This is a genomic window from Metabacillus niabensis (assembly GCF_902829255.1).
Lineage (GTDB): Bacteria > Bacillota > Bacilli > Bacillales > Bacillaceae > Metabacillus > Metabacillus niabensis.
In genome coordinates this window covers 1-24,579 of the sequence record NZ_CADEPK010000355.1, presented here as the reverse complement: position 1 = coordinate 24,579, position 24,579 = coordinate 1, and the positions used below count along the sequence as shown (strand labels likewise).

The 24,579-nt window shown below is 34.8% G+C and carries 27 protein-coding genes, 1 pseudogene and 1 riboswitch; of the genes and pseudogenes, 14 read left to right on the top strand and 14 right to left on the bottom strand.

The genetic code is table 11. The features are described 5' to 3' along the window. Positions 1-442: 442 nt before the first annotated feature. The 7 genes from HU235_RS20670 to HU235_RS20640 all read right to left on the bottom strand — a co-directional run bounded on the left by HU235_RS20670 (position 443) and on the right by HU235_RS20640 (position 8,752). Complete coding sequence (locus HU235_RS20670) at positions 443-1,279, bottom strand: transporter substrate-binding domain-containing protein (protein ID WP_145581553.1); 837 nt, start codon at positions 1,277-1,279, stop codon at positions 443-445. 104 nt (positions 1,280-1,383) lie between these two features. Next, a riboswitch (Lysine riboswitch) is annotated at positions 1,384-1,567 on the bottom strand. 219 nt (positions 1,568-1,786) lie between these two features. Further along, positions 1,787-2,632 carry a hypothetical protein gene (locus tag HU235_RS20665; protein ID WP_174881447.1) on the bottom strand — a complete coding sequence of 282 codons (846 nt, stop codon included), beginning with the start codon at positions 2,630-2,632 and terminating at the stop codon, positions 1,787-1,789. A gap of 265 nt (positions 2,633-2,897) precedes the next feature. Further along, positions 2,898-3,749 (bottom strand): HAD family hydrolase, encoded by an 852-nt coding sequence (locus HU235_RS20660; protein ID WP_174881446.1) that lies wholly within the window; start codon positions 3,747-3,749, stop codon positions 2,898-2,900. 318 nt (positions 3,750-4,067) lie between these two features. Beyond that, a complete protein-coding gene (locus HU235_RS20655; protein ID WP_174881445.1) occupies positions 4,068-4,232 on the bottom strand; it encodes a hypothetical protein in 165 nt (54 codons plus the stop codon). A 165-nt stretch (positions 4,233-4,397) separates the two neighbouring features. Beyond that, entirely contained in the window at positions 4,398-5,765 is a 1,368-nt protein-coding gene (locus HU235_RS20650; protein ID WP_174881444.1) for a sensor domain-containing diguanylate cyclase, read from the bottom strand. A 238-nt stretch (positions 5,766-6,003) separates the two neighbouring features. After that, a complete protein-coding gene (locus tag HU235_RS20645) occupies positions 6,004-7,056 on the bottom strand; it encodes an LLM class flavin-dependent oxidoreductase (RefSeq protein WP_174881443.1) in 1,053 nt (350 codons plus the stop codon). Positions 7,057-7,222: 166 nt separating this feature from the next. After that, positions 7,223-8,752: a DHA2 family efflux MFS transporter permease subunit gene (locus tag HU235_RS20640; RefSeq protein WP_145581557.1), complete on the bottom strand. Its 1,530-nt coding sequence runs from the start codon at positions 8,750-8,752 to the stop codon at positions 7,223-7,225. A gap of 222 nt (positions 8,753-8,974) precedes the next feature. Between HU235_RS20640 and HU235_RS20635 the strand changes: the two genes are divergently transcribed. Beyond that, a complete protein-coding gene (locus tag HU235_RS20635) occupies positions 8,975-9,856 on the top strand; it encodes a TetR/AcrR family transcriptional regulator (protein ID WP_145581558.1) in 882 nt (293 codons plus the stop codon). Positions 9,857-10,184: 328 nt separating this feature from the next. Here HU235_RS20635 and HU235_RS20630 read toward each other — a convergent pair whose 3' ends face one another. Next, entirely contained in the window at positions 10,185-11,147 is a 963-nt protein-coding gene (locus tag HU235_RS20630; RefSeq protein WP_095301183.1) for a helix-turn-helix transcriptional regulator, read from the bottom strand. A 109-nt stretch (positions 11,148-11,256) separates the two neighbouring features. Here HU235_RS20630 and HU235_RS20625 point away from each other — a divergent pair, with 109 nt between their 5' ends. Together HU235_RS20625 and HU235_RS20620 are read left to right on the top strand one after the other, a co-directional pair. Continuing rightward, positions 11,257-11,742 (top strand): GyrI-like domain-containing protein, encoded by a 486-nt coding sequence (locus HU235_RS20625; RefSeq protein ID WP_095301182.1) that lies wholly within the window; start codon positions 11,257-11,259, stop codon positions 11,740-11,742. Positions 11,743-11,764: 22 nt separating this feature from the next. Beyond that, positions 11,765-12,229 carry a phage tail protein gene (locus tag HU235_RS20620; protein WP_174881442.1) on the top strand — a complete coding sequence of 155 codons (465 nt, stop codon included), beginning with the start codon at positions 11,765-11,767 and terminating at the stop codon, positions 12,227-12,229. 253 nt (positions 12,230-12,482) lie between these two features. On the opposite strand, the pseudogene HU235_RS20615 reads toward HU235_RS20620, so the two are convergent. Beyond that, positions 12,483-13,372: pseudogene (locus tag HU235_RS20615) on the bottom strand (AraC family transcriptional regulator). A gap of 217 nt (positions 13,373-13,589) precedes the next feature. Between HU235_RS20615 and HU235_RS20610 the strand changes: the two are divergent. From HU235_RS20610 to HU235_RS20580, 7 genes are all read left to right on the top strand, one after another. Next, on the top strand, positions 13,590-13,835 hold the full coding sequence (locus HU235_RS20610; RefSeq protein ID WP_370877284.1) for an HPr family phosphocarrier protein: 246 nt from the start codon (positions 13,590-13,592) through the stop codon (positions 13,833-13,835). Positions 13,836-13,867: 32 nt separating this feature from the next. Then, positions 13,868-14,848, top strand: coding sequence for an aldo/keto reductase (locus HU235_RS20605; RefSeq protein WP_174881441.1), 981 nt, complete (start codon positions 13,868-13,870; stop codon positions 14,846-14,848). Positions 14,849-15,061: 213 nt separating this feature from the next. After that, positions 15,062-15,193 (top strand): anti-repressor SinI family protein, encoded by a 132-nt coding sequence (locus tag HU235_RS20600; protein WP_174881440.1) that lies wholly within the window; start codon positions 15,062-15,064, stop codon positions 15,191-15,193. A gap of 275 nt (positions 15,194-15,468) precedes the next feature. Further along, positions 15,469-15,786: a PadR family transcriptional regulator gene (locus tag HU235_RS20595; protein WP_174881439.1), complete on the top strand. Its 318-nt coding sequence runs from the start codon at positions 15,469-15,471 to the stop codon at positions 15,784-15,786. Beyond that, positions 15,783-16,508 (top strand): DUF2812 domain-containing protein, encoded by a 726-nt coding sequence (locus HU235_RS20590; RefSeq protein ID WP_174881438.1) that lies wholly within the window; start codon positions 15,783-15,785, stop codon positions 16,506-16,508. Before HU235_RS20595 ends, HU235_RS20590 begins: the two co-directional genes overlap by 4 nt. 268 nt (positions 16,509-16,776) lie before the next feature. Beyond that, the gene (locus HU235_RS20585) at positions 16,777-17,217 is read left to right on the top strand and encodes a VOC family protein (protein WP_307190838.1); all 441 of its coding nucleotides are present in this window, start codon (positions 16,777-16,779) and stop codon (positions 17,215-17,217) included. Positions 17,218-17,273: 56 nt separating this feature from the next. Further along, on the top strand, positions 17,274-17,873 hold the full coding sequence (locus HU235_RS20580; protein WP_174881436.1) for a TetR/AcrR family transcriptional regulator: 600 nt from the start codon (positions 17,274-17,276) through the stop codon (positions 17,871-17,873). 222 nt (positions 17,874-18,095) lie between these two features. Here HU235_RS20580 and HU235_RS20575 read toward each other — a convergent pair whose 3' ends face one another. The 3 genes from HU235_RS20575 to HU235_RS20565 form a co-directional block, all read right to left on the bottom strand. Further along, positions 18,096-18,578, bottom strand: a complete 483-nt coding sequence (locus tag HU235_RS20575; RefSeq protein ID WP_145580529.1) for a DMT family transporter — start codon at positions 18,576-18,578, stop codon at positions 18,096-18,098. A gap of 12 nt (positions 18,579-18,590) precedes the next feature. Beyond that, a complete protein-coding gene (locus HU235_RS20570) occupies positions 18,591-19,019 on the bottom strand; it encodes a DMT family transporter (RefSeq protein WP_145580528.1) in 429 nt (142 codons plus the stop codon). A gap of 82 nt (positions 19,020-19,101) precedes the next feature. Then, positions 19,102-19,416: an ArsR/SmtB family transcription factor gene (locus HU235_RS20565; RefSeq protein ID WP_145580577.1), complete on the bottom strand. Its 315-nt coding sequence runs from the start codon at positions 19,414-19,416 to the stop codon at positions 19,102-19,104. Positions 19,417-19,991: 575 nt separating this feature from the next. On the opposite strand from HU235_RS20565, the gene HU235_RS20560 reads away from it, so the two are divergent. The 3 genes from HU235_RS20560 (at position 19,992) to HU235_RS20550 (ending at position 21,801) form a co-directional block, all read left to right on the top strand. Then, on the top strand, positions 19,992-20,267 hold the full coding sequence (locus HU235_RS20560) for an ArsR/SmtB family transcription factor (protein WP_174881448.1): 276 nt from the start codon (positions 19,992-19,994) through the stop codon (positions 20,265-20,267). Between the two features lie 95 nt (positions 20,268-20,362). Beyond that, the gene (locus tag HU235_RS20555; RefSeq protein ID WP_145580575.1) at positions 20,363-20,746 is read left to right on the top strand and encodes a VOC family protein; all 384 of its coding nucleotides are present in this window, start codon (positions 20,363-20,365) and stop codon (positions 20,744-20,746) included. Positions 20,747-21,051: 305 nt separating this feature from the next. Next, entirely contained in the window at positions 21,052-21,801 is a 750-nt protein-coding gene (locus HU235_RS20550; protein WP_174881435.1) for an alpha/beta fold hydrolase, read from the top strand. A 176-nt stretch (positions 21,802-21,977) separates the two neighbouring features. Here the strand turns inward: HU235_RS20550 and HU235_RS20545 are convergent, their stop codons facing one another. Together HU235_RS20545 and HU235_RS20540 are read right to left on the bottom strand one after the other, a co-directional pair. Beyond that, on the bottom strand, positions 21,978-22,610 hold the full coding sequence (locus tag HU235_RS20545; protein ID WP_174881434.1) for a type 1 glutamine amidotransferase family protein: 633 nt from the start codon (positions 22,608-22,610) through the stop codon (positions 21,978-21,980). 75 nt (positions 22,611-22,685) lie between these two features. After that, positions 22,686-23,648, bottom strand: coding sequence for a helix-turn-helix transcriptional regulator (locus tag HU235_RS20540; RefSeq protein ID WP_174881433.1), 963 nt, complete (start codon positions 23,646-23,648; stop codon positions 22,686-22,688). Positions 23,649-23,897: 249 nt separating this feature from the next. Here HU235_RS20540 and HU235_RS20535 point away from each other — a divergent pair, with 249 nt between their 5' ends. Then, positions 23,898-24,446, top strand: a complete 549-nt coding sequence (locus tag HU235_RS20535; RefSeq protein ID WP_174881432.1) for an NUDIX hydrolase — start codon at positions 23,898-23,900, stop codon at positions 24,444-24,446. The last annotated feature ends 133 nt before the right edge of the window (positions 24,447-24,579 follow it).

The window sequence follows — 24,579 nt, the reverse complement described above, 5'->3', positions numbered from 1 at the left end:
CGTTCAGGGACTGGTATTGTTCTAATAACCCCTGCAAATAATCCGATCGCTGCACCAATAATTGTTCCGATGAGAGCAATGAAAAGAGTCATCCCTGCTCCTTTAAGGAACATCATCCAGTTTTCTGAGATAATTTTTATAATCCACTCGAAGCTCATCTTTCTCCCCCTTTTTTCATCCAAAATGTGCAAGCGTCTTATTTATAGCTTTAAGAAAATAAGACACATAAGAATAGAAGGTATGATAAACCTTCCATTCTTATGTTGCTTATCCCTTCTAGCCTCGCGCTTGTCACGATACACTAAAAAAGTAATAATTGGCTGTCTCAAAAGGGTCTGACCCCTGTAACAAACATCAATATATAGAATGGTAAAACTTAGGTTCTATATATTTTGTTCCAGTGATCTGACCCTTTATTTTTGAGAGAGCACTTTTCCCAGCTTTATTGTGCTGCAGGTTGGGTTTTAATCGCAGCATCCATTATTTCTGTACGCTCGTCTTCAGAAATACCTTTTAAAATTTCGTTAATCTTGTCAGTTAATTCACTATCTTTTTCAAGACCAACTGCGATTGCTGTATCATCTTCTGAAGTTTCAAAGCCATCTTCGAATTCAACCATTGCAAAGTTTTCATTTGCATCAGATGCACTTACTGCTTCAGGACGCTCTGAAACATACCCATCGATAATACCTGATTCAAGCGCTACCCGCATTGCCGGGAAGTTGTCCATAGCTGTTTCCTTTGAAACACCTTCAATTTGATCAATAACTGAGTAGTGGAATGTATTTAATTGGGCAGTTACTTTCGCACCTTTGAAATCTTGGATTGAAGTAGCTCCTTCATATTTGCTCCCTTTTTTAACGACCATTACAAGATTTGATTTGTAATAGTTATCAGAAAAATCGATTGTCTTTTTACGTTCTGCCGTTGGGGACATCCCAGCGATAATCGCATCGATTTTCCCTGATGTTAATGCAGGAACAAGCCCATCCCATTCTGTTTTAACAATTTCTAGTTTTTTCCCAAGTCCATCGGCAATTTTTTTCGCAATTTCAACATCATAGCCACCAGCATATTCTGATGTTCCTGCAATTTTCACAGCGCCGTTTGAATCATCGTTTTGTGTCCAGTTAAACGGTGCATAGCCTGCTTCAAGACCTACTTTAAATGTATCTTTATCAGAGCTCCCTGCATTTGAATCATCATTTGATCCACAACCGGCTAATACAATCATTGCTGATAATAGCAATACGAAAAATAGTGATACTTTTTTTCTCATGTTTCCTTCTCCTCCTTGTTAATTAGGCATATAAATACAAAAAGCGACCCGAGATAAACTCAGATCGCACTTTATTGTCGTTGCCCTAAATCCCTCTTATTCCCAAATGAGATAGCACAACTCAATAAACTGGGGAGTTTATTGAGACAGTCCTACAGTTATTCACTGCAGGCCCAGCAAGTAGTCCCGAGATAATCCTACTCACTTCGGCGACATTTCCTTCTCAAAAGCTTCATTGCTTCTCAAACTCCACTTAAGACTGTTAAATATCGCGCCTCTACCTCACATAGTAGTGAGGATTTTTCATTCAATTTTATATTTACTAGGCTACAATAACTATAGCATTCTGTCAAGCTTTAAAACTATGATACAATAGTTTTAAAGCTTGGAATATTTTCTTACAACTTAATTAACATATGTCATGCATTTTTATATAATATTATTTCTCGAAAAGTTTATTCGTTTTTCTTCCCTTTTTAGGTAATAGGTATTTATCTACATACATTTCTACAATTCTCCACCAACAATGGCAATATCCTGTCTTGTCGGATCAAACCTTTGCCCTTTCCACGCTAAGGTCGTTTGAATAAAGCCTAATGAATCTGCATTGTATTGACCTGCAATTCTTTGATAGGCCAAAAGCTCATAAATCCCATCTCGATTAAAATCAATTGGATAAAGTCCTGATAATGGATTGACCCATCCATTGATCGGCTTCTTTAACTTTCCTTGATTAGTATATATTTCGTTTAAATATTCAGTTCCCTTATACTGTAAATCAAGAATATACTTTTCCTTTAATTCAAGGCTAGTTACATTCACTTTATAGTGATCTTGATAAGCTACATTATACTTAAACCTTTTATTGAATTGCTCATCATGAAAAATCTCTTTATATTGTCCACGATGGTACATAAACAATTCTGCATAAATTGTTCCACCACTTCCACCCGTGTCAGAAATGACTAAAATATCCTCCGCTCTATCACCTGTAAAGTCACCAAGAAATAAGGTTGGATTATAACCTTGATTATGTTGTAATGGGATTTGTGTTTGCTTTTGAGTACGTCCATTTTGTACAACCAAGGTAAGATCTTGTAAATATGGACTATCTGGTGTTTTTCTACCGGAAAGAATGACGTGATCACCTACCCCATCTCCATCAACATCACCAATTTTTTGTGCTAAAATGGTGTTCATTTGTCTTCGATAGGTTCCTTGCCACCTCGAATCCTGATAGGTAAAAGGATCTCTAGCGACATTTTCCATACTCTTACCTGCATCATAAAAACTATTTCTACCTGCAATATACCAATTATTTGGATAACATGTTAACCATCTCTGCTCTTTCATGTATCATCATCCCACCAATCACATTTTCCGTACTATTAAAAGTATATGCAGGCAAAATGCTTAGGTTAAAAGTTCATTTTTTACCAGGAGGGTGAAACAAAGAATGATTTTCCCACCAACAACTTACTTCACTATAATAATCAATATTTAACAGATAAAACGCATTGGACAATGATTACTTTTTTTAGACTAAAAATCATTTTGAAACAATAAAGCTGTCTCTCATTCAAAGACAGCTACTAAAAATTAATTCACATCTATACTACTAAAATAATCGTGATTTAAGATAATGATAAACACCATCTTCATCACAAGTGAAATCAGTTACTTCATTGGCAAATTCTTTAATATGTTCTGGTGCATTTTTCATTGCAACAGCAAAGCCCACATATTGGAGCATTGGAATATCATTGTTGCTATCTCCAATTGCCATAATGTCTTTCTCTGATAGATTAAATCTTCTAAGCATTTGCTGAATACCTGTTGCTTTATTTACACCGGCAACCATTAATTCTACATTGTGGAGTGAGGAGGTTGACATTGAAAAGTCAATTTCCTTCTTTAATTGCTCAAGCTCATTAATCCATTGCTTGATATGCTCCTTTGTTCTAGCAAAAAAATAAAATTTAGAGAATTTATTCCCTACTAATTCCTCTGCCCAATCAATTTCTTCTTTTATCGCTTGCTTACGGGAAAGCCATTCATTAATTCCAACACTTTCTGGTTTTGGATCACGTATTTCATCCAAAACATACTGCTTGTCCTGTTTTAATGTAATTCGCGATGCTCCATAAGGGAAAAGCTCATAATAGATTTTAAAATCTCGAGCTTTGTTAATTACTGCTTCAACTAATTCGCGTGAAAGGGAATGTTCGAAAACAATCTCCTCCCCAATATATCCTGCCATTCCGTTTGATGTAATATAACCATCAACCTCGAATCCTTCAGGGACTACAGCTTCAATTTCATCATATGATCGACCAGTCGCTATAAAAACATATGTCCCATTATTACGTATAGCATCAATGATTTCTTTTGTATGTAAACTTACCTTATTATAATGATTTAAAATCGTCCCATCCATATCTAAGAAGATAGCTTTAGGTTTAAATACCACGATGATTCCTCCTGTTAATTAATGAGTTTACTAGTTAAGTATACACTTTGCATGTATGCCCCTCAATGATACCTGCTACGAAACTCGTATTAAATCCTTACTTAATTCTTAACCGTTTGAATTTATTAAAAGATTTATAATGCTAAGTATGCTTTCAAACATAAATATTTTAAAAAAGCAAAATTTTAGATATCAGCGGTAAATAGCACCCACATATAAGAAAAGAGGTATTTTTCATAAAAATTAACAATGAAAAACGATAGTAATAATAATGTTAATATACTAGTTGCAATAAATTCCTTCGTCTTTGATGTACATTCAATTCTTATTTGCTTCGGTAACTGATATAATTTCAGCCTCTCTTCCATAATCATTGCGAATCGTTTTTCTTGCTTCTACAGGTGTTCTTGCGTTGACTGATTTAATATCCTTATCTCCCTTTACTTCTATTTCTACCAAAAAACATTTTGCTCCACATCTCAAGACAGCCCCTCCTTCGCTAAAGAATAAACCTAATGATAATGCTCACGCGAAAATTTTTCTCACCTAAGGTAAAAAACATTATTAACTTAATTTCAATTATTTTATTCGTCTTGAACACTAAGTTTTCAGATAAATTTCTACTCTTTTTTCCTATAAATAAGAATTCTAGTAGGTGGAAGAATTCACTTGATTACGTCCACTTAATTTAGATTTATACAACGCCTTGTCAGCTCGATTGATAAATGACTTAATCTCAAGATGCTCATTTGGTATAACTGTTGCAATTCCGACACTAATTGTAATCCAATTAGATACATTAGAATCTTCATGAGGAATATTTAAATATTCGATTTCTTTCCTTAGTTGTTCAGCTTTATATAAAACTTTTTCCTCTTCCTGCTCAAGCAATAAAATTGCAAATTCTTCTCCACCATACCGAACTGGAACATCAGATGAATGGTGAAATAGCTCCTGCATCTTTTCCGCTACTTTTTTCAAACAATAGTCTCCAGCAACATGCCCATATTTATCATTGAATTTTTTAAAATAATCAATATCAAAAAGAATAATTGATATTTTATTTGCTAATCGTCTTTGACGCTCCCACTCATTATGAAGTATTTTATCAAAATATCTTCGATTAAAAACACCAGTTAACCCATCTGTATAGGCCTTTTTTTCCATATAATCCATATTCATTTCAAGCTCAAGTCTCATCGTTTCAATGTTAGAAATTAAATCTCCAAGCTCATCCTTCGCTTTATACAAAGGAGGCTTTGTCGAAAAAATATTTTGTGTATAATCTTTCACACAATGACTTAATAAAATAATTGGAGTGATGATTGACCTAAATTCTATAAACATACGGTACCAAATAAAGAGAAGAACAAGAACAGAAAATAAGGAGGTTAACGAGAACATAAGGATTAATTTATTATAAAAAGCATTTTCTAGATTAATTTTCTTTTTTTCCACAAATTGATGTGTAATTTGATACGATTCCCGAAAAGTATCAAATGCTATTTTACCTTTTTTAAGAGAATCTTCACTTGGCTTTTCTCCCAATTTACTCATTTGAATTTGTGGTTCTCCGTAATTGTTAGTCCAATATTCACCCTTTTTAATCGTATCTTGTATATGCTCGGAAAATTGCGGATATACATCAAGATAATGGTTTAATTGCTTTTCTTGTCCTCTGAAAACAACCTTTCCTTCATGATACGGCTGTAAAAAGTCATGATTATTTGTTAGAATAAACCCTCTTTGTCCTGTTTCCTGGTTGATAACAGATATATATAAATCTGATAAATGTTCGTCTAGTTTATCTAATTCTTTTTGGATTTTTTTATGCTCGTTAATAACTCCAACTATATATATAAAATTAATGAGCATATAAACAATAAATATGATTGCCGAAAATCCTGTTCTTAAAAGATACTTACGACCTATACTATTTTTCCTGGATTCAAATTTTTTTATCATATCTTCACCTAAATCTATAGTCTTAAACAAAGTTGCTCTAATTTCATTCACCTTTAAAACTCCATAGTACTAAATATCTACCTCTTAAATCAATAGACAATATGATAATCATCAACCAAATTTCACTAGATAAGCAAATGTTTCGGCTAATGAAAGGTCGATAATTAAAGCATCAATAAATAAAAAGCCATAAAAAATACACCACTTTCTAATTAGTGATGTATCTAAAAGCATATAAAGATTAAATATAATCATTTAGAAACTGTTTGTAGAAAAGCAAGAAATTATTTCACTGTTTTTCTGCTTCCCATCTAGCAATTTCCTTTCTAACGATTGGTGCAACTTCTTTTCCTAAAAGCTCGATTGCTCGCATTACATCGTCATGTGGCATTGTCCCAACTGGAACATGGAGCATAAAACGTGTTATCCCAACATTTTTACGTAAATGAATGATTTTATCAGCAACAGTTTTCGGGTCACCAACATAAAGTGCACCTTCGAAGCTACGTGCTGCATCAAAGCTTGCTCTTGTATACTGTCCCCACCCGCGTTCTTTTCCAAGGACATTCATTGCCTGTTGTGTTGATGGAAAAAACTTATCTGCAGCTAATTCAGTATCTTCTGCAATAAAGCCATGAGAATGAGAGGCAACTGCAAGTTTTGAAAGATCATGTCCAGCATGAGCAACTGCCTTTTTATAAAGCTCGACTAACGGGGCAAACTGTACCGGGCTACCTCCAATAATCGCAAGTACAAGTGGTAACCCCAATAGACCTGCTCTAACAACTGATTCTGAATTACCACCACTACCTATCCAAACTGGTAAGGGATCCTGCACAGGTCGTGGGTATACACCTAAATTATTAATTGCTGGTCGATGCTTACCATTCCAGATTACCTTCTCAGAGTCCCTAATTTTTAACAATAATTCAAGCTTTTCTTCGAACAATTCATCATAGTCTTGTAAATCATAGCCGAAAAGTGGGAAGGATTCGATAAACGATCCTCTTCCAGCCATAATTTCAGCTCGCCCATTTGAAATCGCATCTAATGTTGAAAAGTCTTGGAATACTCTTACTGGATCAGCAGAAGATAACACTGTCACTGCGCTCGTTAATCTAATACGTTTTGTTTGAGATGCTGCTGCAGCAAGTACAACCGCTGGTGAGGATGCTGCATAATCTTTTCTGTGATGCTCCCCAACCCCAAAAATATCTAAACCAACTTGATCGGCAAGAACAATTTCCTCTACAACCTCACGAATTCGTTGGGCATGGCTGATAACTTCACCCGTAACAACATTAGGTATCGTTTCAACAAACGTGCTTATTCCTAGTTCCATTAAGTAGCCCCCTACTATTGACCTAATCCTAGGTGCAACAATCTATTTATTTTGTCCTACTATTTCAGATGTAACATAATATAGACATTATGTAAAATATCACGCTTCATAATAAATGATAAAAAACGCGCTATCACTATTTAACGTGAATAACGCGTTTCATAACTTAATTCTCAGCTAATTTTGTAACGGCCTTTTTTTCAGACGGTTGTTTTCCCATTGGATCTTCAGCTTGTTTTGAACGCTTGATAAAGAACGCCAGAATTAGCGCGACAGCAGCGATAAACGCTGAAATGAAGAATGCAAAATTTATACCATCTATCATCGCTTGGAAACCAATTTGCTGTTGCATCTGTGCAAGTGCTTCTTGTGTTGGTTGACCAGTCATCTTTTCCTTTGCCTCAGCAGTTAAAGTTGCTAAGGAAGATTCAGTACGATTAGACATAATCGTTACTAATAATGCTGTTCCAATTGCACCAGATACTTGGTTCAACGTATTATTCATTGCCGTTCCATGTGGATAGAAGCGTGCTGGTAATTGGTTTAAACCATTTGTTGATACAGGCATCATAACCATCGAAATTCCAAACATACGAACCGCATGAAGCGCCATAAGGAATGTATAGGTTGTATCAAATGTTAACGTACTAAACAGATATGTTGTAATTGTTGTAATTGTTAACCCTGTAAGAGCAAGTACTTTCCCACCGAATTTATCAAATAATCTTCCTGTTATCGGAGACATTAGCGCCATAACTAATGCACCTGGAAGCATCATTAATCCTGCATCAAATGGAGTAATTCCTCTAATTGTTTGCACATAAATCGGTAGAAGGAGCATTCCTGAAAACATCGCCATATTTAAGACCATAGAAATCGATGATGACAATGCAAACATCGGATATTTAAATACTCCAAAGTTAAGCATAGGTAGCTCAAGCTTTCTTTGGCGTAAAATAAATGTAATTAATGAAATAACACCAATAATAATTGTCAAATATACTTGTGGGTCATCCCAGCCTTTATCACCAGCTGAACTAAATCCATAAAGAATTCCACCAAAACCAATGCTTGATAAAATTAGTGAAATGAAATCAAGCTTAATATCCACTTTTTCCTTCTTATCTTTAAGTAAGAAGAATCCAACTAATAAAATAACAAGAGCAATTGGAGTTACGAAGTGGAAGAGCATTCTCCAATCATAATGCTCAATGATCCACCCTGATAAAGTAGGACCAATTGCAGGAGCTGCCATTAAAATTAAACCAAAAACTCCCATCGCTGCTCCCCTTTTTTCAATAGGGAAGCTTACGAGCATGACATTCATTAGTAACGGCATCATAATTGCTGAACCAGAAGCCTGAAGCATTCTTCCTCCTAATAAAATTGGAAAGAAACTAGTATAACCAGCTATGATTGTACCGATTAAAAATAACGTCATAGCAGATAAGAATAGACGGCGAACTGAATATTTTTGGATTAAAAATGCAGTTGTTGGAATCATAATTCCATTTACTAACATAAATCCAGTCGTTAGCCATTGTACCGTTGATGTATTAATATCCAAATCTTTCATTATTGATGGTAGCGCAATGTTCAATAATGTATTATTCAAAAATGAAATGAAAGCACCGATCATAAGAATCGAAAGGATTCCATAATTAGGTCGGATTGTTTGTTTCTCTCGTTGTTCCATATTTATTTCCCCCTCTATACGTAGAGTTCATTTATTTATACTTCCGTTTTTTAAACGCAAGCTATATCATATACTACTGGTACAATTATTTCAACAATTAAATCCTACTATTATGTAAAAAGTTTGTTAAAACCTAATAAATAAGATATGATATAGATTGTACTTGTGGTATAAATGTATCAATATTCAGTGTCAAGGATTATGATTATAAAAGGTGATAAAATGAACGATCGGAAACAACATGTAATAAAAATGGCTCATCAATTGTTTGTTGATAAAGGATTTCAGGCAACTTCGATTCAAGACATATTGGATTACAGCGGAATATCAAAAGGGACGTTTTATAATTATTTTTCTTCTAAAAACGAATTATTAATCGCTATTTTTAAAGAAATATACAATGAGCTAGAAAAAGAACGAAACAAAATCCTAATTGGACAAGATCCTTCTGATATTGAGTTATTTATTAAACAAATTGAATTACAATTAAATACTAATAAAAAAAATAAATTATTTAATCTATTTGAGGAAGTTCTTGTTTCAAAGGACATTGAATTAAAACAATTTATTAATGAGGGACAATTAAGGATGTATCATTGGATTGTTCAACGGTTCACCGAAATCTTTGGTACTGATAAAAAACCTTACTTACTAGATTGTGCGTTAATGTTTCTCGGGATACTTTCGCATATGATGAAATATTACTTAGTAAACCATAATACACCTTCAAGCGTTTATAAAGTTGTTCGTTATAGTGTGAGGAGAATTGAAAATATCGTCGAGGAGCTCGCAGAAACAAACGAGCAATTAACTAATCCGGAGCTACTAGAGAAGTTATTGCAAACTAACAATATTACTGAAACAAATTTTACGGAAAGACTGTCTCATACCATTTTAATTTTAAAAAAGGATATATTTCAGCATCAAAAAAGCGAGAAATATATCGAGCTATTAGATTTTATTGAAAACGAACTAATTCATCAAAATGAACCGAGAAAATATTTAATTGAATTAGCACTATCCCCTTTAAAAGAGGACAAGGATGCTTTTGAACAAAAAAATGTGATAGAGCTTGAACAATTAATATCACTTTATTATTCATAGCTATATCTAATCCCCCTTAAGTTTTTTTTAATGATACGGCGACCACCGAGATCTACACAAGGAGTATCGTCGGCAGCGTCAGAATGTGTATAAGAGACAGAGCGAGTACTGTAGCGGAAATCAACCAGAACGACTACTAGTAAAAAGCAACAATGTATACAAGTATTGCTACTTACAAAAAGTACACGAAGTTTAAAGCAGAATTCCAAATTATAGTTCGGATTTCATTATGTTGAAAATCTTTTGTCCCAACCTCATTTTATTTTATAGGTGTTTTTAGTGATATGTTTTCTAAAAATGAAATCAACTTCATTATGCTAGCCATTACTTATGGGCCATATATGCAAATTCTCTCTTTTAAACCTTCTAAAATTTCTTCTGGAACTTCCCTGACCTTGATGTCCTCACCTAGGAAAAGTAGCCAATTTGTCATTTCGCTTAATTCTTCAGGCTTCTTTATATTAATAAAAGTTTTTAAAAGGGCTGTTGTTTGGTAAGGATTAGTATAGGAAATAGATACTTTAAAAGGATGGTACTTTTTGAACTGGGCAATCGCTTTTGGACCAAGTTCAAGTACAAGGTTGATTCTTTCTTCTTGCTTACTAAGCTTTTCTAAAATCTTTTTCTTACTTAATCTTTCTTTCGTCTTGTAGGGTTTGACACTTGTGAGATTGTCGACAGGAAAAATCCGCTTTTTTTCTTCCTTTAAGTCAAAGCCTTCAATCAGCCAAAGGCTTTTTTCATGATAGAGGTGCAGAAGATAGATCGGATAAGACTTTAATACCTTCTCTTCTTCAATGGTAATCAATAAATAGCTGTCTGAGAGAAGGATTTGGATGAGTTTTTCTAACATCGGATGTGGTAGGTCTGACAGGTCAAGGAGGTCGGGATTATTTGGATTAGTTCCTTCAAATAGTAAGAGTTGATTTAAAAGAACAAGATCATCCTGCTGGTTTTCTGAGATCATGCCTAGTAATTTTTCAGCTAAAGAATGTCGACTCTTTAAAAAGGGGAGCTGTTGATTTCTTGTGGCCATAAAGGCAATAAAAAGAGCCTTGACCTCATTATCAGTAAAGCGAACCTCTGGAAGGACAGAGTTGTGCATGACAGAATAACCCCCATCCCTGCCGACTTCAGCGACAAGTGGCATCCCCATGGCCTCAATCTCTCTAATATCTCGTATTGCTGTCGAACGAGAGATATTAAATTCTTGCATGATTTCAGAAATTGTAAAGTGGGAGCGGTTGTTGATATAACGCATAATCGTATTAATCCGTTCAACTTTTTTCATTTGGACTCCTAAACAGTATCATTTTTTGACATGATTTAAGTTTATGATATAGCTATCAAGTGGTGAATACAAGTCATTTGATCATCAAAAGAAGAGGAAGGTTTTGAATATGACAAATTATACTTTAGTAGAAAAAGACAGCTTTATCGTTTTAGGTTTTGGAATTGAGCTTAAGAGTGACTACACAGACTATGCTGGGATTAACAAGGAAAAGGCAGACTTTTGGAAGGCCTTCACCGAAGATGGAAGACTTGATGCTTTAAAAGCGAAAGCGACAAATGACTATGTTTTTGCTGTAAATGAAGCAGTGAATAACAAAATGATGCATTATGCTGGCGTTATGACAGAGGTATCTGAACCTGCACCAGAGGAAGCTAGAGTTATCCAATTTCCTAAAGGAGAATACTTAATTGTTAAAGGTGAAGGGAACACGGCTGAAGAATTAAATAATATCCTTACAGGTATTGCCTTTGGGCAAGTCTTGCCAGAAGCAAAGGATTTTGCCTATGTTGGTGGACCAAATGCAATAGTTGAGATGGGACAGCGAAACGGCTTAGTTTTTGGCGAAATCTGGATTCCTGTTGTTAGGAAATAAAGAGTTAATTGGAGGGATGGGAATGTCATATATCGTAGATTTTAAAAATGTGTCGACAGTTGGTTTAGAATCTTCACCTGTAGTAGAAGCACTTGCTGGTTTACGTGCGAATGAAGCCCGTTACTTTATGAACAAATACAAGCATGAATTTACGATTGTACCAGCTAGCGAAAGTCAAGAGACACTTGATTATGTGAACCGAATTTTGAAGGAAGAACGTGATATTGAGTTTGCGACCAAACCGTTAGAAACGTCGCGTTTTCAAGTGGAAAATATCAAATTTGCCTACGTCTTTTATGAGGATGGTCTTGCGGTCAATGTCATGTATACGGTTGATGATCCTAAGAAGCGGGCCGTTGGTTTTAAGCTTTCTGAAGGGATGGATGTACCAAAGGAGTTAGAAGAGAAATTTAAGTTTGCTAGGCAGAGATCTAAACTAGCTGGAACAATTCGGGGCTCATTTTTTGTCATTAAAGGAGAATATTGAAATAATTAAAAGCCAATCAATTTTAGTATGAGTGAAAGCTATTTTCTCTCTTAGGAATAAAATAGCTTTCACTTTGATATTAAAACCGATTGGATAGAGCTATGTTCTTTGGTAATCTTCACCAATGTTCATTGGAGCAGTGGAGATAAGGCAAGCATCTTTAATCAAATGGCGTTACTGCAGTAAGTGGTGACGCTTTTTTAAATTCAACGATAAATTTGTAAAATCACCATAAAAATCATTGCTCTACGAATCAAGCATTCATTCTTTTCTCATATTTGTTTCTCAGTCGGGTGATATCCTCCTTAGGTGGGAAACCAAACATCCGGGAATATTCGCGGCTGAATTGTGATGGGCTTTCGTAGCCTACCCGAAAGGCAACATCAGCAGCATCTGTTGCTTCAGATAACAATATTCTACGTGCTTCCTGTAATTTTATATGTTTTTGAAATTGTATCGGGCTCATAGCAGTAATTTCTTTAAAATGCCGATGAAGTGTGGAGACACTCATATTAGCTATTTCGGCAAGTTCTTCGATACGAATTGTTTCGTTATAATTTTTTTTGATGAACTCAATTACTTCTCTAATATGATACGTATAGCTTCCCTCTATGGCCCCTGTAAAACCCGATAAAGTATTTCCTTCGTAAAGATCGGAGCAAGGACAGGGATATCGTTTGGATTGTCGAGCAAGCGGGCTAATCGAATGACTGCATCTAGTAGAGATGTTTCTACCTGACTAACAAACATAGCGCGATTTGTACGTTTTTCTGGCCCAACCTGAATCGTAGCATCATCTAAAATCTCTAGGATTTGACTTGGTGTAAATTCTAGCTTAAGCGCCAAATACGGAGCGTTTGAAGACACGTTAATCACTTGTCCAGTCACTGGTAAATCAAGGGATGCTACAAGATAATCCCCTGGACCATATTTAAAGCTTTCCTTCGCAAGTAAAACCTCCTTCTCCCCTTGAACAATCAAACAAAAGGATGGTTTGTATACACTATAAACTGGCTCAGTAACATGTGATTCACTAATGACAAATAGTGATGGAATGCAAGTTGCATGACAACCGTCTTCACTCGAATACCGCTTAATCAGCTGGACTAGCTCGTTTTGCTGTTCATCTCTTCTCTCTGACATGTCGATTCTCCTTATTTCCGTCAATCTATTGTTATTTTCATTATAATCTATCCATTTTAATTGAGTAAGGAATGTGAGAGGATTAGGCAATCATTTGAGAGGATTTTGATAACGGTTCCTACCTTTTTTCATTCATAATTTGCAATAGATAGAAATAAACACCCATTGAAGGTAGCGAAGCATATGATCGAGAAAAAGTATACACTAAAAAAACAATATTCATTTTGCTCGTACAGCAACCCTATTAGTCAAAGGCGCTTGTAAAATCACATCAAAGGTCATGCTGGAATATGAAGAGAAGTCCATTGACTTAAAAAACACCCCAGATTCAATAATTGATGTGATGTCACTTGGAATGAATCCAGGCTCTGAAATCACAATAAAGGTTGAGGGAGATGATGAGGATCAAGCACTTAAAAAAATTGAAAATTGGTTGAGTAAAAATGAGATAGCTGAGCAATGAAGCCATATTGATTTGAAATGGAGGAGCTTAAAATGGAATATGTAAAACTCGGTAATACAGGTTTAGATGTTTCCCGGATATGTTTAGGCTGTATGGGCTTTGGTGACGCAACACGTTGGGTTCATCCATGGGTGCTTGATGAGGAAAACACACGTCCAATCATTAAAAAGGCTCTTGATTTAGGGATTAATTTCTTTGATACAGCAAATGTCTATTCTGACGGTACAAGTGAAGAATTTGTTGGCAGAGCCTTAAAGGACTATGCAAATCGAGATGAAATTGTTCTCGCCACAAAGGTATATTTTCCAATGCAGCAAGGTCCGAACGGTGGAGGCCTTTCCCGTAAAGCGATAATGACTGAAATTGATAAAAGCCTTAAAAGATTAGGAACAGATTATGTTGATCTTTATCAAATTCATCGCTGGGATTACAATACACCAATTGAAGAAACGATGGAAGCGTTGCATGATGTAGTCAAAGCAGGAAAGGCAAGATATATAGGTGCTTCTGCTATGCATTCTTGGCAATTTTTAAAGGCTTTACATGTAGCAGAGAAAAACGGGTGGACTCGTTTTGGTTCAATGCAAAATCACCTAAATCTTATTTACCGTGAAGAGGAAAGGGAAATGCTCCCGCTCTGTAAAGAGGAAAAAATCGGCGTTATTCCTTATAGCCCACTCGCTTCAGGAAGGCTGACTCGTGATTGGTCAGAATCAACTCATCGTTCTGAAACTGACCAAGTGCAAAAATCTAAATATGATGCCACTGCAGATGCCGATCGCATAATTGTTGAACGTGTTGCAGAAATTGCAGAAAAGCATGGTGTTCCGCGTGTTCAAATCGCCATTGCCTGGTTATTGCAAAAAGAACCAATAACCGCTCCTATTATTGGGGCAACAAAAAAATCTCATCTCGAAGACGCTGTTGCTGCGCTTTCTGTTCGTTTAACACCTGAAGAGGTTACATATTTAGAAGAGCCATATATCCCACACCAAATTGTCGGATTTCAATAATAAGATAAGGGGAGCGGTACATCACTATCGAAGTATCGCTTTACTTTGACTTTGAATAAAATTACGAATTACGACATTTCATCTGTACGATTTTCTAAAAATCTAACGAAATACGGAATAATATTTGTCGACCAAAAATGGTTGATATTTACATTAGGATATCCGATAATTCACCTTAAAGATGTATATTAAATATATATTTAAGGGGAAAATATGAATCAAAAATCAGATGAAATAATACTACTAGACAAAGAGTGGGAGGATTTAATTTTATCTGCACTAGAAATTGGTATAACTATTGATGAAATTAAAAATTTCTTCAAGCAATTTTCTAGCCCTGAATAAGGGTTTTTTTAGTTTGTTGAAATTTTATTTATCCTATTTAAATATCGTTGATGCCAACTAAAGAGGACTAGTTGTAGAAAGTAAATGGAAACCATATTATTAAATTTAGCCAAAGCTTATACTGCAGTCCTTCCTAATTCTTACAGGAATTTTTCACATATAAATATATCATTTTGTGATATAGCTGTAGACAGATATATCATAAAGTGATATATTGAATTTAAATAAATGTATCATAAAGTGATATATCATAAAAAGATATAGGAGGTGTTTGATTGAAAACAACTGAGCAATTAACAGATTCAATGTTTTATATTATGGCTACGTTAACTAAGCCTAGGCATGGTTACGCGATTATGAGCCTGATTGAAGAGCGAACAAAAGGAGCAATAACAATAGGGCCTGCTTCAATGTATACGATTATTAAGAAGTTATTAAAACAAGAGTGGATTTATCTGTATGATGAATCTGATCCTAGACGAAAAACCTATCTGCTTACTAAGAAAGGGAAAGCAGTATTGGAAGAAAATGTGAAGCTAAGAAAGCTGATGATTGATTTTGCGGAAATGGGATTAAGGGAGGTTGAAGAATGAGGCAAACAAAGTATGTTATATCAGGTGGGTTAGCTTTTTCTGAGAAGAAGGATATGGAAAAATTACGAAGACTTTCTTTAAAAGGCTGGCATGTCAGTGATTTTAAATTTATGGGGTATATTCTTGAAAAAGGAAAAAGCATGGATTATATCTATAGTGTCGATTATCGTTCAATAAACGAGGGGGAAGCAGAAGAGTATTTTGACTTTTTTTCTTCCTCCGGATGGACGCATATTGCATCTGAAGGAGATGTTCACTTATTTCGTGCATTGCTTGGTACAAAGCCTATTTATAGTGATCGTGAGACACTGGTTGAAAAGCATGATAACTCAGGAAGAGCGATAAAATGGTTCGCATTAACTCTAATATTTATAACAGCACTTGCATGGCTTGGAACATTTATAAGCATAGGCTCTTTACAAATGACACTTACTATCATAGCTGGCATTCTTAGTGTCATTGCCATTCCGACCTCTTGGACTATGCTTGCAATATACAATAATAAATGGAAAGCAGAAGGGAAAAAGGGCTTAACCACACTTATAAAAAGTTTAGCAATATTATTCCTTATTTTCGTTGCTTTTCTAATTTTCTTTGTTGTCGATAATTCAAGCAGTTCAGTTTTCATCTTAGTATATATGATACTTGGAGCAGTGGCATTTCCAACCGCTATTTGGATCATAATGTCCCTTTATCAAAAGTTGAGTGGAAAAAATGCGTAGTATATGAGTAAGACGCAAATATGCAAAATGATCTATAGAGATGTTGATTAATAATAGTTATCGAACTGTACTGATTAATCTACTAAGGGCGTATATCTTCCATTGGGAAAGAATGCGCTCTTTTCTTTTTAGCTATATTTATATCTAATACGACAAACAAATGAATAACCTCATGCCATTTTTAACACTTATGTAAACGAAAGGAAGCTGAATAGTTATTTACATACATACTGTATGTATGTTAAGATGAATCAAACGAAAAAAGGAGATGGTTGTGTTGCTTAATAGCTTTTATCCAGTTATTTTATCCGAAAAATTAGAAGAGACTACCGAATTTTATGAAATGAATTTTGGATTTACACCTGTTTTCAAATCAGATTGGTATGTGAGCTTAAAAATAAATGAAAATCCAATTCCTTACGAGCTCGCTATTATTGATAGTCACCATCATACGATTCCAGAAAATTACCGTAAAGCAGCACAGGGAATGTTATTTAATTTTGAGGTTGATAATGTTGATGACGAGTATAAAAGACTAATTCTTAGTGAAAACTTGCCCATCATCCAGGAGATGAAAGACGAAGATTTTGGTCAAAGACATTTCATCACGTGTGACCCGAACGGCATTTTAATCGATGTGATTCAAATCATACCGCCTAATGAGACGTATCGTTCTCAATTTAATGAGGAAATATGGTCTGAGAAATAATTTCTGAATTCAATCAAGCAATTAATAAATAACTCACAATATAGGTAGGCATAATTATGAGAAAAAATAAAATAGAAACAGATGCAACCGTACAAAAATTACTTTCAACTGCAAGAAAGCATTTTGCAGAAAAAGGATTTGCTAACACAGCTTTAGAAGAAATCGTTACAGAGACAAATTTAACTAGAGGTGCTCTCTATCATCATTTTAAAAATAAAAAGGGACTATTTTTAGCGATTTTTGAACTAGTACAAAAGGAAGTGGGGGAGCGTGTTGAACAAGAGGCATTAAAAAGTGAAGACCCGTGGGAGCAGTTATTAATTGGATGTAAAGTCTTTTTATCAGCTGCAGTTGAAGAACAAAACCTAAAAATCCTTCTTATTGATGGTCCAGCAGTTCTAGGATGGGAGATCTTTAGGTTAATGGATGAACAAAATTCAATGAGGCATTTACGCGAGCAATTACAGGATATGAAAAATCAAGGATATTTGAAGCCGTTCCTGTCTGTTGATGCGATGACTCACTGTCTGTCGGGAGCAATGAATGAAGCAGCCCTTTGGATAGCAGATAATCCAGATGATAAAAACTCCTTAGAAGACACAATTGCTACAATCACGAATCTATTGGAAGGGTTAAAAAGCTCAGAAAAAAAGTAACAAACCTTAAAATCAAAGTTCAGACCCCTCAAACATAATATATAGACTATGATGTGGTTAGTTTACTATATATCAGTGGTTTTTGGAGGGGTCAGACCTTTTTGAGTCACCGTCAATTAGTTATATTACTTATAACATTTTCTTCAAAGATTTCCTTTTCATCATAAAGCCTATTTCAAATTGGAAACCTAGTATTTTCTCTATATTTTTTTGTGTACCATATTAGGTTATTGAAACATTCTCTGCTTTTGTTTCCTCTCTTGAGCGTTTATTTCCTTTATAAATAAAATAAAGCGAAATTATCATAAAGAGTAACGCGAAAACTCGTTTAACATCTAATTCAATAACTAGACTATTGAACCATCCAAAATGATCAATGATGACACCAATTATAAGTTGACCAGCTATAGCAGCAATATTGGCTGCGATAACCCCAATTTTTGGTACTGCCATGACAGTTAGAAGTAAATACGCAGTTCCTAAAAATGCTGCACTTAATTGCCATTTAGGTGCTTCTAGTAATGCGAACACATTTCCACTGCCAAAAAATAAAATGAAAATAGTAAGAAACATCGTTCCGGTGAGGAAGGTTAAAAATGTTGTTTCTATTGTTCCTGCCTTTCGACTAAATGTACCATTAATAGATGATTGTGCGCTTAATGTAATACCGCCAAGCAATGTGAATAAAATCATGAATAAACCCAAAGTTATAACCTCCTAGTTAATTAATATAAGTGCGATAATCATTGAGATGACGGCAAATATTTTTTCTTTATTAATCCGCGTTTTCATGCTACCAAGCCATCCAAAATGCTCGATAACCATACTCATTACCAATTGCCCGATGATAACAGCAACCATGGAGATCCCAACACCAACGAATGGAACACTTACAACAATAGAGGTTAAATAAACAACACCTAAAAGACCCCCAAGTAATGACCATTTAGGTGCTTCAAATGTATAGGAAAGCTTTCCTTTTCCAAAAAAGAGCCACAATAGCCCCATAATGATAGTGCCCATAAAGAAGTTATAAAAACTTGTTTCAATTTGTCCGATTGTTTTTCCAAGTTCAGCATAGATAGCTCCTTCAAAGCTAAGCGCTGCACCAGCCAATAAGGCCAGAAAATAAGCTATAAAACGCATTGAGTAATATCTCCTTTTCCATATAATTATATATCTAGAATAATAGATATAAAGAAATAAAAAAAACAGAAATCAACAAAGATTAGATCTCTGTTTTAAAATATTTAGCAAACTGTTCAATAAATTCTTCGTTACGTCTGTAATAGGTCCATTGACCATGGCGAACTGATTCAAGTAGACCTGCTTTTTGCATCATGTTTAAGTAGCTAGAAACGGTAGATTGAGAAACATTTGCTTTTTCCTGAATATCCCCAACACATACTCCGCCTTTATAGCTTACCTCCTTAGGTAGATGAGCGCCTTGTTTTGGGAAATGCTTCTCCGGTTCCTTTAACCACTTTAAAATATTTAATCGTGTTTCGTTAGATAAGGCTTTAAATACATCAATAGGTTCCATGGGCATAATTGTATATCTAGATTTCTAGATATGTCAAGTTGAGAAGAAAAATAAAAATGATAGCAGCATTTCTATATTAAAGGAAGTGGAGTTTAGTATATAAGATTGTTACACCATAAAAATTCTTTCTCCGCATAAGCAGCCCTACTTTTTAACAAAAATCGGTGGAACATCCTTCGACAAAATGTTAAAATGGATTTGACTTCTTATACAAGAAATTCTCAAAGGCCTCTCAAAAAAAAGTGAGGGCCTCCTTTTTTTGTCCGCCTTCTAATACCCCGAAAACACATGAGCTTACCTTCATAATTTGAAAAATTCAATATAACAGAGCAGCTGAAATTCAGGAATAAATCCTTATTAGTGTGCGAAGAAAATAGTGGAAACCTTTACCGGTAGACGATAGCTGGACTGTAAATGGCATTCAACAGTAATTTCGTTTAGTTGCATAAGAATGTGTTCAGAATTTATTTTCCTTAAATGGTTCAAACTACTTTTATGTAATTTTAAAGTTTATCATGCAACTAAAAAGTTACTTACGGTTGACAAGCAACCAAATAGTTGCATATAATCGACTTATGGATTTGGATAAAGACGCTATTTTCAAAGCACTTGGCGACTCAACTCGACGGCTTATTTTAGATGAACTTTCTGAACGCAACGAGCTGACGTTGTATGAGCTCACAGCACGTCTCGTTATGAAGCATAACCTTTCGATTACGCGCCAAGCTATAACGAAGCATCTTAATATGTTGGAGGATGCAGGGCTCGTCATCTCAAAACGAAAAGGAAAATATCGAGTACTTATGTTTAACAAAGAACCACTTAAAAATTTGCTGAAAGGATGGGTATAGTAATTTAATAACGAATGTATGAGTTTTTCTACTTGATACTCAAGATCATTAGAGGAGAACTATACATCGCAAAAATCAAAGGAGGCAAACATATGATGAAAATTATTATTACTAGTATATTCGTTCAAGATCAAGACAAAGCATTGGAGTTTTATACAAAAACACTTGGCTTTGTAAAAAAGCATGATGTTCCAAGTGGGGCATATAGATGGATAACACTCGTTTCTTCTGACGAACAAGAAGGTACCGAGCTTTTACTAGAACCTAATGAACACCCTGCTGCCAAGGAATATCAACAGAAGCTATTTGCTGATGGGATTCCAGTAACAATGTTTGGGGTCGCAGATATTCAGAAAGAATACGAGCAATTAGTGGAAAAAGGCGTAAAGTTTACTATGAAGCCAACAAAAATGGGTAATGTTACAATCGCTGTCTTTGACGATACATGCGGAAACCTTATTCAGATGATAGAGCAGTAGGAATGTTATGATAAAGGAATTAGTTTCTAAGCGACACTATATTTAAGTTTAAGATTGGTTAAGTGTTATTAAAAAAATGAATCAATTTTATGTTAACCCTGTCCTAATTTTAGATAGGGTTTTTATTTTTACGAAAAAATAAATGATTGTCTTTAAGTCGCTACCATTTTGGTGGTTTTTTTATTCAATCCTAGGTGGGAATTTGAAATAAAATAGAGGTTATTTTCACTTTTTTCATTGACTAACCGTTCAGTCGATAATAAAATGTATTTGAATTATCAAACATTAGGGGATGAGGTGCTCGAGTGGATTTATATTATGAAGTTAAAGGAAGCGGAAAACCTTTGATTCTTATTCATAGTGGTGGTTCTGATATCCGTGACTGGACTTATATTGCGACAGTTTTGTCAAAGCATTTCTTGGTGATTACTTATGACGGCCGAGGTGCCGGAAAGTCTCCTTCTCTCTTAAAGCCTGCTAATTATGTTGAGGATTTAAGACTTATCTTGGAACACCTTCAGATAGAGAATGCAGTAATTATTGGTCATTCGATGGGAGGTCAAATAGCAACCGATTTTTCATTAACTTACCCGGATAAAGTATCTGAGCTTATTTTAATAGCTCCTGGACTAACAGGATTTAATTACTCCAAAGAATTACTAGATAGCATGAAGAAAGTTAGTGAGGCAGCACCAAATGTTGAGAAGATGGTTCAATTAGCGCTTGCTGTACCGACAAATCGGATTGTGATGAATAGCCCACATCGTGAATTAATGATTGATATGATGCGTCAGCATATATTAAAAACATTTGAGTGGAAAACCTTTGAGATTATTTGGTCTGATCCACCTTCTATTGAAAGGCTTGGAGCTATTAAAGCAAATACGCTTTTTATAATTGGAACAGAGGATATTCCGGATAATTATGCAGTTGCTGAATCATTCAAGCGGGTTCCTAACATAGAATTTATTGAAATTGAAGGAGCTGATCATATGGTGACATTAACACATCCGGAACAAGTGTCTCAATCTATAATCAAATTTTTAAAGAGTTGAAGTAGCGTATTTTTCATTTATCTAAGTAGAAATCCTGAAAAGTTCAAATAAGGTTATCCGGCAACTTTAATAAGTAAAGTTGCCTTACGTGCTGTTGTTTCTAGGGTATTTTTTAGAAAATCTGCCCTTTCTGTGATAATGATATTTCTACTAAGCTAAACTTTTTAGTCGATAACTTATCTATCAACCGATTCCATTAACTGAAAGAAGTATTCGGGCTTATACGTTTTATTTAGGTTATACCACGATTCCAATGTATCTGGGGCAAATACGTCCAACTTTTTTAGTACTTCCATTGTAAATTCAAGCGGAGCTACTCCTGATGCAGTAATCAAATTTTCATCAGATACTGCCGGTTCTATCTCATAAAATGTTTCTCCTTTATAATTAGGGCAGACCATTTTAATATACTCTAAGTCATTGCTAGTATGCTTTTTACTATCAAGGTATCCATTATTCGCGAGGCCCTCTGTTGCACCGCAAATAGCAGCTACAATCGTGCCAAGCTTTAAAGCCTCGCCAATTTTTTTCAAGATAGGCTGATGAATTGCTTCTCCCCAAGTCGTTCCTCCAGGTAAAATGATCAGATCCTTCCTTTCAAGAGTACATTCATCAAGGGAAATATCTGGCTTTATGTGCAGTCCACCCATCGTAGTGATCATTTCTTTAGTAGCTCCAACAGTGACAACGTTTAAAGGTTCTATATCGTTTTTGAAATATCTCCCTGACGTTAGTTCAGCTATTAAGTATCCATATTCCCAGTCTGACATTGTATGAAATACATAAAGATAAGCCTTTTTAGTTTCCATCAAATAACACTCCAATCACAATTGATATGGACTATTATAAGATGACTTCGCTGACAGCTAGCGTCAGCGAAGTTATCAGCCTTGATAAAATTTTATTAATTCCGATAGAACGTCAATAAGCTTTTTCTTAAGGCTTATTGGCTCAACCACTTGAATGGACTTACCATATGGCAAAAGTAAATTAGGTACAAAAGTATCGAGCATACTTTTCTCAAGAAGAAATACTGCTTTGTTTGAAGTTCGTTCCTGTAAATAATGGCTTAAAAACCAATGCTCACAAAGATCACCTAGCGCCGTTGTACTTCCACTGACAACTAAAGAAATCATCTCTTCCGTATCTTCTATAGCTGGAAGGATGTTTCTCATAAAAAAATCACGTGCTGAAAAATTTTCTGGCACGGTAAACGTATTTTCAGTTCTCATTATATTTTCAATTCTTCCTACTCTAAAACTACGGATATCCTTCCTAAGATGACAAAATCCAATCACATACCACCTATTATTCCAATAAATCAATCTGTACGGATCAATTAATCGATACGTTGATTGATCTTCGTTATTTTTATGGTATAGCATTTTGATAGAATATCGATCAGCTACGGCCTCCTCCAAATCCTTTAAAAAAGGTTCAACAGTGAGGGAGCGTAATCGATGTATTACTTCAAGACTAGTTAAATGCTGATTTAACTTCGTTTCCTGCTCTTCATTTGAATAGTTGCTTAGCTTTGAAATAGCCCTGCTTAGTGCTTCGCCTCCATAATATCCTGCTTCCTCAGCAAAAACAGCTGCATGAAATAAAGCGGTTTGCTCCTCACTATCAAAAAAAAGAGGAGCTTCAATAAAATTATTCAATAACGTATAACCACCGTTATGTCCTGCATCTGAGATGATCGGTACACCACTTGTTGAAAGTGTATCAATATAACGATACACAGTCCTTATATGAATCTCTAACTTTTCTGAAATTTGTTTTGCAGTCACTTTTTTATTTGAACTAAGCATCCATAGAATTGCCAGCATATTATCAATTTTAGGCATGTAAACCCACCTTTATCGGAAGTTATTATTCATTATATGGGTTTACTTTCCTTAATACAATTGACCTCTATTTCCGGAGGGGTAACATGTTCCCAAGGAGTATAAGAATGCAAGGGAACTTCGACTATCTATAGGTTATATATCTCAGATAGAAATTAAAGTTACTAGAAGGAAATTAACTACTTTTAGTGAAACCTATACAAAGTAAGTTTCATTGAACAATCAAGTATAAAGAAAGGAGAGAATGATATGAAAAAATGGACGAAGTTAGAATCAACGTATTTATATAAAACTCCTTTTGGTAATTTGAGAAGTGATAAGTGCAAACTTCCCAATGGAAATATAATAGAGAATTACTATGTAAATGAATTTTCTAATTGGGTAAATGCAGTAGTTTTAACAGATGATATGAAGATCGTTCTTGTTAAGCAATATCGCCATGCAGGAGATGACTTCTTTTTAGAGATACCTGCGGGAATAATCGAAGCGGATGAGACGTTTGAAGAAGGGATACTTAGGGAGGTAAGGGAGGAAACTGGGTACATTTCCAATACTGTCCCAATAAAATTAGGAGAGTTTTATGTTAATCCTTCGACGCAAAACAATAAAGTGATTACTTATTTGATTAAGAATGCAATTAAAGGATATGACCAAGACTTAGATGAAAATGAAGACATAGAAATTGTTTTAATGGATTTTATTGAAATGGGAAAGGCGATAAAAAATAATAAAATCAAAACACAGCTATTTACTGCATCTGCCTATTATATGGTTAAAGATTTTTTATCTACTAAATAGAATATAAGTGTGATTTGTACTAAAAAAGGAAAGGATTTAGATTTTATTAGTATCTTTGAATAATATGTTTAGCTACCAGCTAACATATTTACAAGGAGTATAGAAAAGATTCACTCAAAGAAAACTAAAAATG

What these genes read in the sequence shown, in the direction of transcription:
- HU235_RS20670 (WP_145581553.1), bottom strand. Translation starts at nt 1,279, where the DNA reads ATGAGAAAAAAAGTATCACTATTTTTCGTATTGCTATTATCAGCAATG.
- HU235_RS20665 (WP_174881447.1), bottom strand. Translation starts at nt 2,632, where the DNA reads ATGAAAGAGCAGAGATGGTTAACATGTTATCCAAATAATTGGTATATT.
- HU235_RS20645 (WP_174881443.1), bottom strand. Translation starts at nt 7,056, where the DNA reads ATGGAACTAGGAATAAGCACGTTTGTTGAAACGATACCTAATGTTGTT.
- HU235_RS20640 (WP_145581557.1), bottom strand. Translation starts at nt 8,752, where the DNA reads ATGGAACAACGAGAGAAACAAACAATCCGACCTAATTATGGAATCCTT.
- HU235_RS20635 (WP_145581558.1), top strand. Translation starts at nt 8,975, where the DNA reads ATGAACGATCGGAAACAACATGTAATAAAAATGGCTCATCAATTGTTT.
- HU235_RS20630 (WP_095301183.1), bottom strand. Translation starts at nt 11,147, where the DNA reads ATGAAAAAAGTTGAACGGATTAATACGATTATGCGTTATATCAACAAC.
- HU235_RS20625 (WP_095301182.1), top strand. Translation starts at nt 11,257, where the DNA reads ATGACAAATTATACTTTAGTAGAAAAAGACAGCTTTATCGTTTTAGGT.
- HU235_RS20620 (WP_174881442.1), top strand. Translation starts at nt 11,765, where the DNA reads ATGTCATATATCGTAGATTTTAAAAATGTGTCGACAGTTGGTTTAGAA.
- HU235_RS20605 (WP_174881441.1), top strand. Translation starts at nt 13,868, where the DNA reads ATGGAATATGTAAAACTCGGTAATACAGGTTTAGATGTTTCCCGGATA.
- HU235_RS20600 (WP_174881440.1), top strand. Translation starts at nt 15,062, where the DNA reads ATGAATCAAAAATCAGATGAAATAATACTACTAGACAAAGAGTGGGAG.
- HU235_RS20590 (WP_174881438.1), top strand. Translation starts at nt 15,783, where the DNA reads ATGAGGCAAACAAAGTATGTTATATCAGGTGGGTTAGCTTTTTCTGAG.
- HU235_RS20585 (WP_307190838.1), top strand. Translation starts at nt 16,777, where the DNA reads ATGGTTGTGTTGCTTAATAGCTTTTATCCAGTTATTTTATCCGAAAAA.
- HU235_RS20580 (WP_174881436.1), top strand. Translation starts at nt 17,274, where the DNA reads ATGAGAAAAAATAAAATAGAAACAGATGCAACCGTACAAAAATTACTT.
- HU235_RS20570 (WP_145580528.1), bottom strand. Translation starts at nt 19,019, where the DNA reads ATGCGTTTTATAGCTTATTTTCTGGCCTTATTGGCTGGTGCAGCGCTT.
- HU235_RS20565 (WP_145580577.1), bottom strand. Translation starts at nt 19,416, where the DNA reads ATGGAACCTATTGATGTATTTAAAGCCTTATCTAACGAAACACGATTA.
- HU235_RS20560 (WP_174881448.1), top strand. Translation starts at nt 19,992, where the DNA reads ATGGATTTGGATAAAGACGCTATTTTCAAAGCACTTGGCGACTCAACT.
- HU235_RS20555 (WP_145580575.1), top strand. Translation starts at nt 20,363, where the DNA reads ATGAAAATTATTATTACTAGTATATTCGTTCAAGATCAAGACAAAGCA.
- HU235_RS20545 (WP_174881434.1), bottom strand. Translation starts at nt 22,610, where the DNA reads ATGGAAACTAAAAAGGCTTATCTTTATGTATTTCATACAATGTCAGAC.
- HU235_RS20540 (WP_174881433.1), bottom strand. Translation starts at nt 23,648, where the DNA reads ATGCCTAAAATTGATAATATGCTGGCAATTCTATGGATGCTTAGTTCA.
- HU235_RS20535 (WP_174881432.1), top strand. Translation starts at nt 23,898, where the DNA reads ATGAAAAAATGGACGAAGTTAGAATCAACGTATTTATATAAAACTCCT.